This window comes from Nitrobacter sp. JJSN (assembly GCF_051912485.1).
Lineage (GTDB): Bacteria > Pseudomonadota > Alphaproteobacteria > Rhizobiales > Xanthobacteraceae > Nitrobacter.
On sequence record NZ_CP196822.1, the window covers coordinates 1143173 to 1156633 of the forward strand.

Genomic DNA, 13461 nt, shown 5'->3' on the forward strand with positions numbered 1-13461 from the left:
GTATCCACGAATCTGAAGACGGGCCGGTGTTGGGGGCATCTGCAAAATTGTTGGCGATCGTGCTGCTGGCGGGATCACTCGCGGCCTGCATGACCGACGGCGGCGATCAGGGCGGAGTCGTCTATACCGATGATCGCGGCGTGGCTAATCAGCCGTTTCCGGTCGACTACCGCGCTCAACTTCTCGCGTTTCTCAGGACGTATCTGAACAATCCGGTCGGTGTTCGCGACGCGGCGATGGCCGAACCGATCCAGCGCAACGTCGGCGGCCGCCTGCGTTACGTGAGTTGCTTGCGCTACAACGCCCGCGAGATCGACGGCAGCTATCGCGGTGTGGTGCAGCGCGCGGTGGTGTATGTCGATGCGCGGCTCGATCGCATGATCGAGAAGGCCGATGAAGTCTGTGCCGGCGCCGCCTATGCGCCGTTCCCCGAGCTGGAGAAGCTGACGCGCTAAGTGTCGGCCTGCGTTGCTCCGGCGGCAATTCGAGCAGCGCGACTGATCACTTTTAGGCGAGGCTGGAACCTTGCGCCCTCGGCGGACGACCAATGTAGACCATATGTAGACCATATGTAGACCATATGTAGACCATATAACGAGTGACCTGCGGGTCGCAGCGGTTTTCCGCGTATGATCCATCCATCGGAACCGCGAATGTTGCGCACGTATCACAGTTGCAAATGATCGCCGCAATCTTGTTGCCTTCAGGCAACCAAATTCGCGCCACGTTGTTTGACGATGGTCGTAGCCACGAGAAGGGGAACCCATCATGAAGAAATTCTTGCTCACCGCCGCAGCGGTCGCAGCCTTCGCCGCGCCAGCGCTTGCGGCTGACCTTCCGCCGCGACCCTATACCAAGGCGCCGGTCTATACGCCGCCGCAGGCCGTCTACAACTGGACCGGCTTCTACATCGGCGGCCATCTCGGCGGCGCGTTCGGGGGCGACAGCAGCCTTGGCGGAAGCGACGGCCGCTTCCTCGGCGGCGTGCAGGGTGGCGCCGACTATCAGTTCGCGAACAACTGGGTGCTCGGCATCGAAGCCCAGTACAGTTGGCTCACCAACGCCAGCGGCGGCTTGGCATTCCCAGGCGGGAGTGTCGTGACAAGCAGTGACCGCGGCCTCGGCTCGGTGACCGGCCGGCTCGGCTACACATGGGGTCCGGCACTGCTATACGCCAAGGGCGGTTATGCCTTCCGCGACAGCAAGCTCGGCGTCACCGGCGCCACGGGCGTGCCACTGGCTTTCGCAACCACCGGAAATCATGACAACGGTTACACCGTCGGTGCCGGTCTCGAATACATGTTCGCGCCAAACTGGTCCGCCAAGGTGGAATATCAGTACTACAATTTCGGCAAGACGACATTCGCGGCGGGGTCGCCTCCCGATGTCGTTGGAACGAGCTTTCACAACGACGAGCATACCGTTAAGGCCGGCGTGAACTATCGCTTCGGCTGGGGCGGGCCGACGGCCTCTCATTATTGAGATCGCCGAGGGATAGTTCACATATTGGACAAAAAAGGACGGCTTCGCGCCGGCCTTTTTCTTTACGGCGTGTGCAAGTCACGCAACCCGCGATCCCGCACCCACATCAAATGCGGTCGACTCTCAAGAACAGTGTCCAGATCACCGACAGCATGGTTGCAATCGCCAGCCAGTGTGGATGGACACAGAATGTCGCGCCGTAATAGCACAGCTGATTGGCACCGATGCCATAGTTGCTGGCGCCGTAGAACGCCACTGTTGCCAGCGCCATCATGGAAGTCACGAATACCATCGGATACTCCCGATGTTGCGACGCGCGGTCGAATTATCCTTGAACGTAATTTGCCGCTGCCGGTTTTGTTTGGACGAAGTCTATATTCGCTCCCATGAAGCAAGCGTAAATCCGAGCCTCCGTTTTTTTGCGAAGGGTGTGGTGTGCTGTTGCGGCCGTGGCTGACGCAGAGCCGGTGGAGATGATGATAACGCTCGCTGGCGCGGCGAAAAGCTCCGCAATGGCCTCGCGCTCAGTGCGACACCGGATAGGTGTCCTCCCCCGGGGTGCGCGGGGGGAGACCGGTCCGGAATTTTGGCTTGAACGGGGGCGTTTTCCGCAGTAACCACCCGCGGTTTGAAGCCGCGCCGATGCGCTGGCCGTGAGGGATGATGGAATGGCCAAAGCGAAGTTTGAACGTAACAAGCCGCATTGCAACATTGGGACGATTGGTCATGTTGACCATGGCAAGACGTCATTGACGGCTGCGATCACGAAGGTTCTGGCGGAGACGGGCGGGGCGACGTTCACGGCGTTTTGGTGGTGTCGGCGGCGGACGGCCCGATGCCGCAGACCCGCGAGCACATCCTTCTGGCGCGCCAGGTCGGCGTGCCCGCTCTCGTCGTATTCCTGAACAAGTGCGACATGGTTGACGATCCGGAACTTCTGGAACTGGTCGAGCTCGAGGTGCGCGAGCTGTTGTCGAAGTACGATTTCCCGGGCGACAAGATTCCGATCGTGAAGGGCTCGGCGCTGGCGGCGCTGGAGAACTCGGACCAGAAGCTCGGCCATGACGCGATCCTGGAGCTGATGAAGGAGGTCGACGCCTACATTCCGCAGCCGGAGCGTCCGATCGACCAGCCGTTCCTGATGCCGGTTGAGGACGTGTTCTCGATCTCGGGCCGCGGCACGGTGTGCACGGGCCGCGTCGAGCGCGGCATCGTCAAGGTCGGCGAGGAAATCGAGATCGTCGGCATCAAGGCGACCCAGAAGACGACGGTGACGGGCGTTGAGATGTTCCGCAAGCTTCTGGATCAGGGTCAGGCGGGCGACAACATCGGCGCGCTGCTTCGCGGCACCAAGCGCGAGGACGTCGAGCGCGGTCAGGTTCTGTGCAAGCCGGGTTCTGTGAAGCCGCACACAAAGTTCAAAGCCGAAGCCTACATTCTGACCAAGGAGGAGGGCGGTCGCCACACGCCGTTCTTCACCAACTATCGTCCGCAGTTCTATTTCCGCACCACCGACGTGACCGGTGTGGTGCATCTTCCGGCCGGCACCGAGATGGTGATGCCGGGCGACAACATCGCGATGGAAGTGCACCTGATCGTGCCGATCGCGATGGAGGAGAAGCTGCGCTTCGCCATCCGCGAGGGCGGACGCACCGTCGGCGCAGGCGTCGTCGCCAGCATTATTGAGTAATCGAAGCGACGCGCCGTTAGCGCCCGACGGCATTTAATATCGCGCAAGTGCGAAACATCGCACTTGCGCCCGGCGCAGGCGTCGTCGCCAGCATCATCGAGTGATCGAAGCGGCGCACCGTTAGTGCCCGACGGTATTTAATATCGCGCAAGTGCGAAACGTCGCACTTGCGGCCGGCGCAGGCGTCGTGGCCAGCATCATCGAGTGATCGAAGCGGCGCACCGTTAGTGCCCGACGGTATTTAATATCGCGCAAGTGCGAAACGTCGCACTTGCGGCCGGCGCAGGCGTCGTGGCCAGCATCATCGAGTGATCGAAGCGGCGCACCGTTAGTGCCCGACGGTATTTAATATCGCGCAAGTGCGAAACGTCGCACTTGCGGTCGGCATAGACGCGTTTCGCCAGCCCTCACGCGCGAGAGGCGGATTGTGAGTGGCGATAGAAGACAATTCGCTACTCACCACTCAAAAGCCCTTTCGATGCATTTTAGGGCTGACGGGGCGTTTTGCGTTCGCTATAGAGGCACCCGCTAGGAGTGTAGCTCAATTGGTAGAGCACCGGTCTCCAAAACCGGGGGTCGCAGGTTCGAGCCCTGCCACTCCTGCCAGATAAATCAATAACTTAGCCGCAACTCCGGTCGGACGCATTGGGAACTCGGACCCAAGTTGGACCCAAGGCGGGGCTAAGACCCCAAAAACCCGGTCGCCAACCCCGCAATCGCATCAGATAGCTTCGCGTCTGCCGTCTTCGACCTTTTCCGCTTGGTGTAATTTCGGAGCAGGGTGGCCGGGTCGTCACCGATCCTCTGCGCCACGGTGTGCACCGGGATGTCGGATCGAGCAGCGCCGTGGCATGGATGCCCCGCAGGTCGTGAAATCGGATTCGATCGAGACCGATGCTCTCCGCCCGGCGGGCGAAGGCCTGTGACACCGACCGGGGAATGCGCGGCGCCGTGAACGAAAAGAGTCACGCGCCAACGCTGAAAGGCGAATGGCGGCGTGACTTGTTCAAATCGAGGCGCCAGACGAGAGCCGCTATCCGCTACCAATAGCAACGTCGCCCCTTGCAAGGGAAAAGCCGCCGGTCAATCGTGGGCCGTCAAACCGCCGCGGGAGAGGACCATGAGCGCGCACGGAAGCATGGAACAAGCCGAGCAAACGCATCATGCATCGGAAGAGAACAAGAAGATCGCGCTTCTGATCGCCGTCATCGCGCTCTGCCTCGCGCTGTCCGAGACGCTGGGGAAGGGCGCCCAGACCGAATCGATCAGCAAGAATGTGGAGTCCTCCAACCTCTGGGCCTTCTTCCAGGCCAAGAGCATCCGTCGCACCACGGTCCAAATCCAGGCTGATCAGGCCAAGCTCAGCCTCATGCTGGCGAAGGACGAGGCGACCAGGGCTGCGCTGCAAAAACAGATCGACGAGTGGCAGGAGACCGCGGCGCGCTATCGTTCCGACCCAAGTACCGGCGAGGGACAGGATCAACTCGCTGAGAGCGCCAAACACGCCGAGGACGCGCGTGATCTCGCGATGGCGAAATATCATCACTTCGAGCTGGCGTCCGCCGCGTTCCAGATCGCAATCGTGCTGGCGTCGGCCGCCATCATCACCGGGATGATCGTGCTGGCGTGGACATCGGGACTGCTGGCGCTCGTCGGAGTCGGGATCACAGCGATCGGGGCATTTGCGCCGCACGCATTGCACCTACTAGGGTCGGGACCCATAAAATTATTCCTTCCGCGCTGAGTTTATGATTTACGGTCTCCGACAGGAGGCCCCTCATGAGTCGCGATTACTTTTGGCTAACGAAGGATCAGTTCGCTCGGCTCAAGCCGCTTCTGCCTAACGATACGCGCGGCAAGCCACGGGTCGATGATCGGCGGATCATCAGCGGCATCATCCAGGTGCTGAAGTCCGGTGGGCGCTGGATCGATGCGCCGGAGGTCTATGGTCCGCGCAAAACACTCTACAATCGCTTCGTCCGCTGGGCAGCGAAGGGTGTATGGGCAGACATATTCCAGGCACTCGCAACGGCCGGCGGACCTCCTGCGCAGGTCCTGATCGATAGCTCGGCCGTGAAGGCGCATCGATGCGCATCTGGCGGCAAAGGGGGGAACATCAGCAGGCCATCGGCCGATCGCGCGGCGGGCGGACCACGAAGATCCATGCTCTGACCGACGCCGAGTGTCGTCCCGTCGCGTTCTTGCTGACCGGGGGTCAGATAGCCGATTGCACCGCTGGAGCGGTTCTGCTCGAAGAAATGCCACGTTCCGCGATCCTGCACGGCGATAAGGGTTATGACAGCGATGCCATCCGCCGACAGGTCGAGGGAAAGGGTGCGATGCCGAACATCCCGCCCAAGGCGAACCGAGGCTGGAAGAATTGCTTCTCGCCCGTCCTCTATCGAAGCCGCAACGCCATCGAGCGCATGTTCTGTCGCCTGAAGGACTTCCGTCGCATCGCCACCAGATACGATCGTCTCGCAATCAATTTCCTCGCAGCCGTCTGCATCGCTGCGGCTGTCAGTTACTGGTTATGAGTCCGGACCCTAGCACTACTTTGGCAGATTTTTGCGCTTGATCTGGGTAACTGGATTCCCGAATCAGATTTTCGATGATTCATGGGTGGTCGGCTTTTGGAGGGCCGACCATGGCGGACATGAGATCGAAGTGGGGAGATGAGCTTGGACGCTGGCTGAAGCCGTTCCTGGATTGTTTGGGTCACAAGGCGCGGCGGCGGATGTGTCCACTATATGTTTCCGGACTGATCGGACCGGGCGATCGCAAGAGCGTCCAGCCGATGGCTGCACGGCTGGCACCGGGCGACTATGACCAGTTGCACCATTTCATCGCTGATGGTGTCTGGGATGCGGCGCCATTGGAATCGGAATTGCTGGCTCAGGCCGATCGCCTTGTCGGCGGCAAGGATGCGGTGCTGGTCATCGACGACACGGCGATGCCGAAGAAGGGCGATCGTTCGGTTGGTGTCGCTCCGCAATATGCCTCATCGCTCGGCAAGACGGCCAATTGCCAAACGTTGGTATCGCTGACACTTGCGTGCGGTGAAGTGCCGGTAATGGTGGCACTGCGGCTCTTCCTGCCCGAGAGTTGGACGAGCGATCCGGCGCGATTGAAGCGTGCGGGCGTTCCCGTCGAGCATCGCGCCGGGCGAACCAAGCCGGAGATCGCGCTGGCTGAAATTGATCGCGTGCTCGCAGCCGGTGTTCGCTTCGGCTGTGTGCTGGCGGATGCCGGTTACGGGCTCAGCGCGCCGTTCCGTCAGGGTCTCACGGCCCGTGGCCTGGCCTGGGCAGTCGGCATCCCGGGGCGTCAGAAAGTTTATCCGGCGGCGGTCAAGCTGATCTTTCCGATCGCCGGTCGAGGTCGCCCCCGTCAGCGGCACATCCCGGATCTGTTGTCGATGCCGGCGGAAAACATGCTTGCTGATACTAGGTGGAAGAATGTGAGTTGGCGGCTGGGAACCAAGGGCAGACTGAAAGCGCGGTTTGCCGCTGTTCGCGTGCGGATCGCCGATGGGCCGCCACAACGGATCAAGGACAAGGGTCAACAACATCTTCCCGGCGAGGAGGCGTGGCTGATCGGTGAGCATCGCAGCTCGGGGGAGAAGAAGTACTATCTGGCCAACTTGCCAGCCCGGACGAATTTGCGACAGTTGGCTGCAGCCGTCAAAGCGCGATGGATCTGCGAGCAAGCGCATCAGCAGTTGAAAGAGGAGCTCGGACTTGATCACTTCGAGGGCCGGTCCTGGCACGGCCTTCACCGTCATGCTCTCATGACCATGATCGCTTACGCCTTTTTACAGCACCGCCGCATCGCCACAGTGGCCCGGAAAAAAAAGAATCAACGGCCCACCGCCACAGCCGAGTTTGCCGGCCGTGCGCCACGCCATCATCGAACTCATTCTTCGACCACCAAATCAGCGATGCCCATACTGCAGAAGACAAGTCGGCGAAATGCAACGGCGTGAATAAATCTGCCAAAGTAGTGCTAGGACACTGACGCGCGTAGCTGCCGGTACTAGTAACCTCTCGCGCGCTGCGGGCCTGCCCCAACGAAAACCTGCCGGCGCTGAGGGGCCCAGAGTCGCCGGCGGAGAGACGTCGAAGCGGCGCGACCAATTCATTCCAGCCACCAAGAATTCGACGTGCCTAGATCCTCAATGAGGTGCCAGCGCCTGATCCTCTCGGTCGTCAGGCTCGCATAGAACCGCTCCCATGCGGCCTTGAATTGATCCTTGGCAAGTTCAAGGCTGTCAGCTGATCCGTTACACCATGACGGGATCGGGAGCGGCGGGTTGACGTGCCAGCTCCATACTGTTGACCCGTTCAATCCGTGCGTCTTGTGGATCCTGCCGATAGATCGGCCGTCGTGGATCACGTAATAATCGTCGTGAAGGGTGTCGCCGCCTATGAGGGTTTTGCGGAGGGTGAGATCCACCGCTTGAATGTAGGAACAGGTCGGTTCGAGACCAGCCGCTACAGCTTGGGGTCGTTTCCCAGCTTGGTCGGCTGGTTGCCCAGGAGCTCAGCCAGGTGCCAGTCGTTTCCGTAATCTAGCGGCAATTGCTGATCTTCTGCGATGCAGAATAAATCATGGTCCAGCTGATCAGTCCCAAAGTTGGAGTTTGCCAACCGGTCCCTGATCCAGCTCAACATCGTCAATCCCGCGCTCCCCATCATCACACTCCCATCACGCGGGAGGGAACCGGTTAGGGCCTAATCGGTTCCGGAATAACGCCGACAAAGAAAAGCCCACTCGATGCTGGACTCCCAATCGCCGGCGCCAGCATTACATTTTCTGCATCGCATGTGGAGTATCGCGATGCCCAGTACCTTGAGAGATCTGCCATATCGGATGGCAGCGCTCCAATTCAACCGTATCATCGAGGGCATGGAAATATGGAGCGCAGATAGCGACGGTTATTCCTTCGCAATCAGTTTTTTCGAACGTTTTGCAGGTCCCGGCTTTCATGAAAGGCCAGGCTATGTGGCGTCATGGCGTCCGCTTTACGGAGGCGGTGGCGCAATCAAGATCATCGGATCGCCATTTAAGTCTTTCGACGAGGCCGAAGTCGCCTGCGATGAGATGCTAAAACATCTGCTGGGCGACTCGAGGCAGGGATGATCCTTCCCGCGTTCAACAGGAAGCCCCGCAGCTTGCCGCGATCTGGCCCAACAATAACCCGGCCGGGCTGACGCAGAACCCGCCGGCGCTGGTCTGGACGTCACCGGCGGGTCCGGCCGGGAAACCGCAACCCATCCAGGAACCCTAATGCTTGGAGTGGGGCTGCGGACCTGTCCGCAATGGCAACGCCGCGAGCGGACGGTGCGTTCCGAGGCGATGGGGCAACGACCAAAAAGGCCCGCCGGAAGGGATCAACAGCGGGCCTAATCGGGGTCCGGGATCATGGAGTGTGGGTCCACCGGTTCCGGTTGAATCAATGCCCGGAACGGTAAGGTGTTCCTCTGTTCAAAGAAAAGCCCGTGGCGACGAGGCGGGCTGAAGGGTGGACGATACCGACTAAGGTGCCGTCTAAGCCGATCAATGCGCGGGGTGTGGGTTGGTACCGACGATCTCATCATATTCATGATGAAGATGGCGACGCGCATTCGCGATCGAGCCATCCGTCGCGCTGGCGAATTGCTCGAACAGGTTGAGACACAGCAAGGCAAGCGTAACGACATCATAACTTCGGGTGAGCGGCCACCCGAAGTTAACCGTCAGCAGGTCGCGACCGCTACCGAACAAGTTGAAGAACGCGCCGCTATGGGCGAGAAGGACTAGCATCTAACGCAATATGGAGTCTAAGCCGATCCAGCACTTGCCGAATGTTAGGGCAGATACCGCCGCCGCTGTGTTTGCATCTTCGCGCCATCTCCTCTTGTGAAAACGAGAAGGATTTTTCCGATCCGCTGCCCTCAACATGAGCCTCGATGCCGCATTCGGGACATTTGATTGTGTCGGTGTTGCTTTGCATCTTTACATTCTATCTGGAGACTCGCACGTCGCCATAAGATTCTACTTCATCGGCAGCGCGCTTGCTTGCAAGCTCAACCCCGCTCCGCCGGGGTTTTCTATTTCGCGTCTGGGCATGTCGGTCTCATTATGGAGACGGATAATCATGCAGAAATCGATCGATTTCGGGAAGCAAGCTTGATGTCTCGGTGATGGCGCCAGCATATATGTAGTCAGCGCCAACCCCTTCGAGGGTTCTCGGTATTGACCTTCATTCTTAGCACCTCTTGTAATCGCCTATCCACCTCCGCCTGCATTCTCGGGTTGGCGGCCGTGGCAACTACTTGCCCGCGCTCGTCGCCGCGCACATTGGCCGCGCAGCCGTAAGCCCGCAGAAGCTGTTCGACGGCGACGATGCTGATTACTGGCTGAGCCTGCTGAGAGAGCGGCGCCGGCACGTGCATCTGCGATCCTTCGGGCCGAATGTCTTCCGTCGGTGGTCCTACGTCCTCTTCTCTTGGCCTGCTTTTTGTTCGGGTCTTACCGGTTGTTCTGGTCCTGCTGTTGTTGGTTGTTTCGGTCGGCCGGGGGGCTCTATTTTTCGTCGACATGGTTGATGTCCTGTTCTCGCTCAGACTTCGCCCTCATCGCGGCGTCGTCAAAAATAACGCCCCAAACCGGCCGCGGTTTCCCCCGGAGGGGGAAATTTAGCAAATCAGTGATTGATCGTTACCGCCGCGGGTTGGAGCTGCCTTTATGAAGTTCGCCACCTCGTTCGTGAAGCATCTGCAAGATACTCCGCTCTTGATGAGTAGGGATGTGGCTCGGTCGGCTCGGCATTATTTGCTCTTCGCCTTCAGCCCGATCTCGACCAGGCGGTGGATAGCTTCAGAGGGGCGCGACGGATGCTTCCCGACACCAACCGGCGGGCCTGCCTTGTATTCGTCCCGGCTTAGTCTGTAGGCGGCACCTTGCCATTACTTCCTCGCTTCATAGGGCAGAAAGTACACACCCTCGCGAGTGCCCAGGCGCTCCTGTTCCCAAGCCTTACGCTCCTCGTCGGTAGCCGGGATGAATGCAAAGCAACTCTCAGCGCCCACTGTTTCGCCCGCTGCCGTTAGCGCCTCCTGGACCAGGCCATACACTTTTGGGGTCCCGATCAATTCCTGCATACGCTCGTCTTCCGACGATAAGTTTACGGTGCCTACGCGCACACCATGCTCATCCGGGCTACCCTCGTTCAGAACGAGGAAGATCGTGGTTAGCTCAGAATCCGTAGGTTCGCTCATCTATCCCTCCTCGCTTTCAGCCCGATCTCGACCAGGCGCCGGATGGCTTCCGAGCGGCCGGGTTGGTCGTCCTGACGGGCCGCCCAGGCGTCGACCTGCGTCATGAACTCGTCGGACAAGCGAAAGGTACGCACGGGGTCTTTTCCCGTTGCCGGACGCCCAGGCCGTTTAGGTATTACTTTTTTTGTTGACTTCGCCATAAATGGGTAATACACAAACGCTTGCTAAAAAACAAGCAGCCCGCCGAGGTGTTCGAAGCACCTGCGACGGGCCTAACCAACAGCAAGGATTGACCCATTCCGAAGGCTACCCGAGCCCATACCACAAAATCCTCCGCAGAACGCCAGAGATCCGTGCACGTAGCGGTTTCCGCAAACGCTAGCGTTGATCCAGTTGTCGAGCGCGGGCGCGTCCTGCGCGATCTATGGGACGCTCATGATGCAGTTGAGTCCGAGGCTTTTGCGGCGAGGAGAAATGACGACCACTCGCTGGGGTAGAGCGTGACGAGCAGGCCCGCCAAATCCTTGATTGGAAAGATTTGGTGGAAGCCGAAATCAGTTTCCTCGTCGCCAATAGTCTGCGAGGTGCCCTGATCCAGCTCGCTCTCATGCGAGACGCGATGAACGATTTCGACGCTGGGATCGAGAATTCCGACTGTGATTCCGCCCGTGAAGTCGCAATTAAGAGATTGGCCGTTTGCTGCGATCCGCCAGTGACGCCGTTCACGACGCTATGGGTGAAGACCAATATGCCGAAGTCTCGGGTATTGTGAGTACCTATGCCTCCGTCGGGGACGATCATCCGAACTTTCTTCTCGACATGCAGACCTGGGTGGATAAGGGCTTCGATCGTCGCTGCAAGCGCGGCCTTGCGAAGATCGAGGTGGCGTCATGACGATAATCATAATCCCACAGCGCCGTGTTGCCGCCATTGACCTCATTGACGAGGCCATCGCAGCCCTGCGAACCGTTCACGTCGCAATGAACGAGCCCCAACTGATCGAAGATGAAATACTTGGCAATCTTGCGACGGTGCTGAACGAGGCGATCCTAAAGCTGCTGCCGGTGCGAGATGAGGTCAACCGGCAGCACGGCGCCGCCTGACCGGCCGGGCAAGAGAGACCCCGCCGGTCACGCCGGCGGGTTGATTTTCGTCGGAGGAACGCGTTTCGTCTCTCCGAAGGCACTAGGCCAGCGCAAGTCCCCAGGAGACTTTCAGATGTTCATCGCCATGAATCGCTTCCGCATCATCAAGGGAAATGAAAAGGATTTTGAACAGGTCTGGCTCTCGCGCGATAGCCATCTTGAGAGTGTGCCGGGATTCGTTGAGTTTCACCTTTTGCGTGGACCCGAGGCTGAAGATTACACGCTGTATGCCTCGCACACGATCTGGAAGAACCGCGGCTTCTTCGACGCGTGGACCAAATCGGAGGCTTTCCGAGCTGCTCACGCGAACGCGGGCAGCAAAAAGCCCCTCTATCTCGGTCATCCACAATTGGAGGCGTTCGAAACGATCCAGACCGTGACCGGTTCCGCAGAGCAGGGCGCATAACCGGAGGAAGCCCGGCCCGCCGGTGAGGAGCCGGCGGTTTTTACTTGCCGCAACCCAAGATTGTGCTCATGGTTAGCGATCGTTGCAAAAGGGAGTGCGGACGTGGCGACAGGTACTGTAAAGTGGTTCAACGGACAGAAGGGCTTCGGTTTCATCCAGCCCGACAGCGGCGGCAAGGACGTCTTCGTTCATATTTCAGCCGTCGAGAAGGCTGGACTTTCCAATCTGAACGAAGGGCAGAAGGTCAGCTATGAAGTCGTCGCGAACCGCGGCAAGGAATCTGCAGAGAACCTGCGCGTCTGATAACGGCGTGCCGAGCCCGCCGGTTCACTCCGGCGGGCGTCGCTCGTCGCAGCATCTCTCTACCAGCGGCGATAACCGCCGCGGTATCGGTAACCTCTATGCGCGTAACCATAGCGGCGGACACCGTAGCCGCCGCGATAGCCGTACCCGTAACCGTATCGTCGGTAGACGGGCGCCGTGCGGACACAACCGTTCGGGCCGCAGACCACGGCAACGTTTTCGACGTTTGGAGCGGTAGAAGGTGGGGCGAGCGGCATTGCCGATGCGCTTCCTGCCGCGGCAAGGCTGCAGAGTGCCGCCAGTCCCACAAGTGCAAATTTAAGCTTCATGGTCTCCTCCTGTGTCATTCCGTATCGTCGCATAGAGTAGGAAGTTCAATGTGAATACGGGATGAGCGGACGGGGGCGTTCCCGCGCACCTTGCTTGCACGGCTACCGAGCGATGGTACGGCATGCGACCGCCGACCCACGCCGACGGGCTCTCCGCGTCTGCTAGGGGTGGTGGCATTGGTTTTGGACCCAACCTTGGACCCAAACTTGCTCAGACCGCCGCGAACTGATCGGTACAAGCGGGGAGGGCGCAACGCTGGAAACACCGCAAACATGGATAAGTAGCAACCAAGCGACATCCACGGGGACGGCCAAACCCGTTCTCCAAAACCGGGGGTCGCAGGTTCGAGCCCTGCCACTCCTGCCAGCTAATCCGTTGACATATCCGTGCCTTGCGGCCGTTATCGCAGCACGTTGCGGAGCGGCGCGTCGCTAACCATGCCCTTGACCTTTCCGGCCGAGGGCAGTAGATAGCGGCACCTGCTGTCGGCCCGATTTGACGGATATCCGACGCGGCATTGAATTTCCCGGACAGTCGAGCCCGCTGGGCGACTACCCTCAAAGGAGGGGTGGGCGCGCGAGAGAGGCTGCCCGGATCTTCGAAAACCAGACCGGCAAACGAACGCGGATCATCGACGATGGCTTTCAGCCCGTTCAAATTCCTGCAGGAAGTGCGCACCGAGACCGCGAAGGTCACCTGGCCGTCGCGTCGGGAGACCACGGTCACGACGATCATGGTGTTCCTGATGGTGGCACTGGCGTCGATCTTCTTCTTCTTCGCGGATCAGTTAATCCGTTTTTTCATCACGTTCGTCCTTAGCCTTCATTGAAGACGCGAACGACT

Annotated in this window: 19 protein-coding genes, 1 tRNA gene and 1 pseudogene; 14 read left to right on the plus strand and 7 right to left on the minus strand. The window is 59.7% G+C overall.

All coding sequences use genetic code 11. The features are described from left to right. The first annotated feature begins 26 nt into the window (after positions 1–26). Positions 27–455 carry a hypothetical protein gene (locus tag ACSZOQ_RS05600; protein WP_439925018.1) on the plus strand — a complete coding sequence of 143 codons (429 nt, stop codon included), beginning with the start codon at positions 27–29 and terminating at the stop codon, positions 453–455. A gap of 313 nt (positions 456–768) precedes the next feature. Beyond that, positions 769–1482 carry an outer membrane protein gene (locus ACSZOQ_RS05605; protein ID WP_439925019.1) on the plus strand — a complete coding sequence of 238 codons (714 nt, stop codon included), beginning with the start codon at positions 769–771 and terminating at the stop codon, positions 1480–1482. A 106-nt stretch (positions 1483–1588) separates the two neighbouring features. On the opposite strand, the gene ACSZOQ_RS05610 is transcribed toward ACSZOQ_RS05605, so the two are convergent. After that, positions 1589–1774: a hypothetical protein gene (locus ACSZOQ_RS05610; protein WP_439925020.1), complete on the minus strand. Its 186-nt coding sequence runs from the start codon at positions 1772–1774 to the stop codon at positions 1589–1591. 376 nt (positions 1775–2150) lie between these two features. Here ACSZOQ_RS05610 and tuf point away from each other — a divergent pair. The 5 genes and pseudogenes from tuf to ACSZOQ_RS05635 all read left to right on the plus strand — a co-directional run bounded on the left by tuf (position 2151) and on the right by ACSZOQ_RS05635 (position 7157). Continuing rightward, a pseudogene (gene tuf, locus ACSZOQ_RS05615) lies at positions 2151–3172 on the plus strand (elongation factor Tu). Positions 3173–3702: 530 nt separating this feature from the next. Next, positions 3703–3778, plus strand: a tRNA-Trp gene (locus tag ACSZOQ_RS05620). Positions 3779–4292: 514 nt separating this feature from the next. After that, positions 4293–4916 (plus strand): DUF4337 domain-containing protein, encoded by a 624-nt coding sequence (locus ACSZOQ_RS05625; protein WP_439925021.1) that lies wholly within the window; start codon positions 4293–4295, stop codon positions 4914–4916. Between the two features lie 35 nt (positions 4917–4951). Further along, a protein-coding gene (locus ACSZOQ_RS05630; protein WP_439923931.1) for an IS5 family transposase occupies positions 4952–5709 on the plus strand; the annotation gives its coding sequence in 2 pieces (ribosomal slippage) (positions 4952–5285 and positions 5285–5709; 759 coding nt in all). Between the two features lie 110 nt (positions 5710–5819). Beyond that, positions 5820–7157 carry an IS701 family transposase gene (locus tag ACSZOQ_RS05635; RefSeq protein ID WP_439923272.1) on the plus strand — a complete coding sequence of 446 codons (1338 nt, stop codon included), beginning with the start codon at positions 5820–5822 and terminating at the stop codon, positions 7155–7157. A 152-nt stretch (positions 7158–7309) separates the two neighbouring features. Here the strand turns inward: ACSZOQ_RS05635 and ACSZOQ_RS05640 are convergent, their stop codons facing one another. Both ACSZOQ_RS05640 and ACSZOQ_RS05645 read right to left on the minus strand, forming a co-directional pair. Then, positions 7310–7627: a hypothetical protein gene (locus ACSZOQ_RS05640; RefSeq protein ID WP_439925022.1), complete on the minus strand. Its 318-nt coding sequence runs from the start codon at positions 7625–7627 to the stop codon at positions 7310–7312. A 38-nt stretch (positions 7628–7665) separates the two neighbouring features. After that, positions 7666–7851, minus strand: coding sequence for a hypothetical protein (locus ACSZOQ_RS05645; RefSeq protein WP_439925023.1), 186 nt, complete (start codon positions 7849–7851; stop codon positions 7666–7668). A gap of 160 nt (positions 7852–8011) precedes the next feature. On the opposite strand from ACSZOQ_RS05645, the gene ACSZOQ_RS05650 reads away from it, so the two are divergent. Together ACSZOQ_RS05650 and ACSZOQ_RS05655 are read left to right on the plus strand one after the other, a co-directional pair. Continuing rightward, positions 8012–8314, plus strand: a complete 303-nt coding sequence (locus tag ACSZOQ_RS05650) for a hypothetical protein (protein WP_439925024.1) — start codon at positions 8012–8014, stop codon at positions 8312–8314. A gap of 462 nt (positions 8315–8776) precedes the next feature. After that, positions 8777–8974 (plus strand): hypothetical protein, encoded by a 198-nt coding sequence (locus tag ACSZOQ_RS05655; protein ID WP_439925025.1) that lies wholly within the window; start codon positions 8777–8779, stop codon positions 8972–8974. A gap of 404 nt (positions 8975–9378) precedes the next feature. Here ACSZOQ_RS05655 and ACSZOQ_RS05660 read toward each other — a convergent pair whose 3' ends face one another. From ACSZOQ_RS05660 to ACSZOQ_RS05670, 3 genes are all read right to left on the minus strand, one after another. Next, positions 9379–9609 (minus strand): hypothetical protein, encoded by a 231-nt coding sequence (locus tag ACSZOQ_RS05660; RefSeq protein ID WP_439925026.1) that lies wholly within the window; start codon positions 9607–9609, stop codon positions 9379–9381. 513 nt (positions 9610–10122) lie between these two features. Further along, complete coding sequence (locus tag ACSZOQ_RS05665) at positions 10123–10434, minus strand: hypothetical protein (protein WP_439925027.1); 312 nt, start codon at positions 10432–10434, stop codon at positions 10123–10125. After that, positions 10431–10568, minus strand: a complete 138-nt coding sequence (locus tag ACSZOQ_RS05670; protein ID WP_439925028.1) for a hypothetical protein — start codon at positions 10566–10568, stop codon at positions 10431–10433. Before ACSZOQ_RS05670 ends, ACSZOQ_RS05665 begins: the two co-directional genes overlap by 4 nt. Positions 10569–11166: 598 nt before the next feature. On the opposite strand from ACSZOQ_RS05670, the gene ACSZOQ_RS05675 reads away from it, so the two are divergent. The 4 genes from ACSZOQ_RS05675 (at position 11167) to ACSZOQ_RS05690 (ending at position 12288) form a co-directional block, all read left to right on the plus strand. Beyond that, positions 11167–11328, plus strand: a complete 162-nt coding sequence (locus ACSZOQ_RS05675; RefSeq protein ID WP_439925029.1) for a hypothetical protein — start codon at positions 11167–11169, stop codon at positions 11326–11328. Then, a complete protein-coding gene (locus tag ACSZOQ_RS05680) occupies positions 11325–11537 on the plus strand; it encodes a hypothetical protein (RefSeq protein ID WP_439925030.1) in 213 nt (70 codons plus the stop codon). The genes ACSZOQ_RS05675 and ACSZOQ_RS05680 overlap by 4 nt, the downstream gene beginning before the upstream one ends. A 115-nt stretch (positions 11538–11652) precedes the next feature. Continuing rightward, positions 11653–11985, plus strand: coding sequence for an antibiotic biosynthesis monooxygenase family protein (locus ACSZOQ_RS05685; protein ID WP_439925031.1), 333 nt, complete (start codon positions 11653–11655; stop codon positions 11983–11985). A gap of 102 nt (positions 11986–12087) precedes the next feature. Next, a complete protein-coding gene (locus tag ACSZOQ_RS05690) occupies positions 12088–12288 on the plus strand; it encodes a cold-shock protein (protein WP_439925032.1) in 201 nt (66 codons plus the stop codon). A gap of 59 nt (positions 12289–12347) precedes the next feature. Here the strand turns inward: ACSZOQ_RS05690 and ACSZOQ_RS05695 are convergent, their stop codons facing one another. Next, positions 12348–12617 (minus strand): hypothetical protein, encoded by a 270-nt coding sequence (locus tag ACSZOQ_RS05695; protein ID WP_439925033.1) that lies wholly within the window; start codon positions 12615–12617, stop codon positions 12348–12350. Positions 12618–13255: 638 nt separating this feature from the next. Between ACSZOQ_RS05695 and secE the strand changes: the two genes are divergently transcribed. Then, positions 13256–13447, plus strand: a complete 192-nt coding sequence (secE, locus tag ACSZOQ_RS05700) for a preprotein translocase subunit SecE (RefSeq protein WP_439925034.1) — start codon at positions 13256–13258, stop codon at positions 13445–13447. Positions 13448–13461 lie beyond the last annotated feature (14 nt).

Coding starts and splice junctions, on each gene's coding strand:
- ACSZOQ_RS05685 (WP_439925031.1), top strand. CDS start 11,653: ATGTTCATCGCCATGAATCGCTTCCGCATCATCAAGGGAAATGAAAAG.
- ACSZOQ_RS05635 (WP_439923272.1), top strand. CDS start 5,820: ATGGCGGACATGAGATCGAAGTGGGGAGATGAGCTTGGACGCTGGCTG.
- ACSZOQ_RS05695 (WP_439925033.1), bottom strand. CDS start 12,617: ATGAAGCTTAAATTTGCACTTGTGGGACTGGCGGCACTCTGCAGCCTT.
- ACSZOQ_RS05665 (WP_439925027.1), bottom strand. CDS start 10,434: ATGAGCGAACCTACGGATTCTGAGCTAACCACGATCTTCCTCGTTCTG.
- secE (WP_439925034.1), top strand. CDS start 13,256: ATGGCTTTCAGCCCGTTCAAATTCCTGCAGGAAGTGCGCACCGAGACC.
- ACSZOQ_RS05625 (WP_439925021.1), top strand. CDS start 4,293: ATGAGCGCGCACGGAAGCATGGAACAAGCCGAGCAAACGCATCATGCA.
- ACSZOQ_RS05675 (WP_439925029.1), top strand. CDS start 11,167: ATGGGTGAAGACCAATATGCCGAAGTCTCGGGTATTGTGAGTACCTAT.
- ACSZOQ_RS05650 (WP_439925024.1), top strand. CDS start 8,012: ATGCCCAGTACCTTGAGAGATCTGCCATATCGGATGGCAGCGCTCCAA.
- ACSZOQ_RS05605 (WP_439925019.1), top strand. CDS start 769: ATGAAGAAATTCTTGCTCACCGCCGCAGCGGTCGCAGCCTTCGCCGCG.
- ACSZOQ_RS05610 (WP_439925020.1), bottom strand. CDS start 1,774: ATGGTATTCGTGACTTCCATGATGGCGCTGGCAACAGTGGCGTTCTAC.
- ACSZOQ_RS05660 (WP_439925026.1), bottom strand. CDS start 9,609: ATGCACGTGCCGGCGCCGCTCTCTCAGCAGGCTCAGCCAGTAATCAGC.
- ACSZOQ_RS05655 (WP_439925025.1), top strand. CDS start 8,777: ATGATGAAGATGGCGACGCGCATTCGCGATCGAGCCATCCGTCGCGCT.
- ACSZOQ_RS05680 (WP_439925030.1), top strand. CDS start 11,325: ATGACGATAATCATAATCCCACAGCGCCGTGTTGCCGCCATTGACCTC.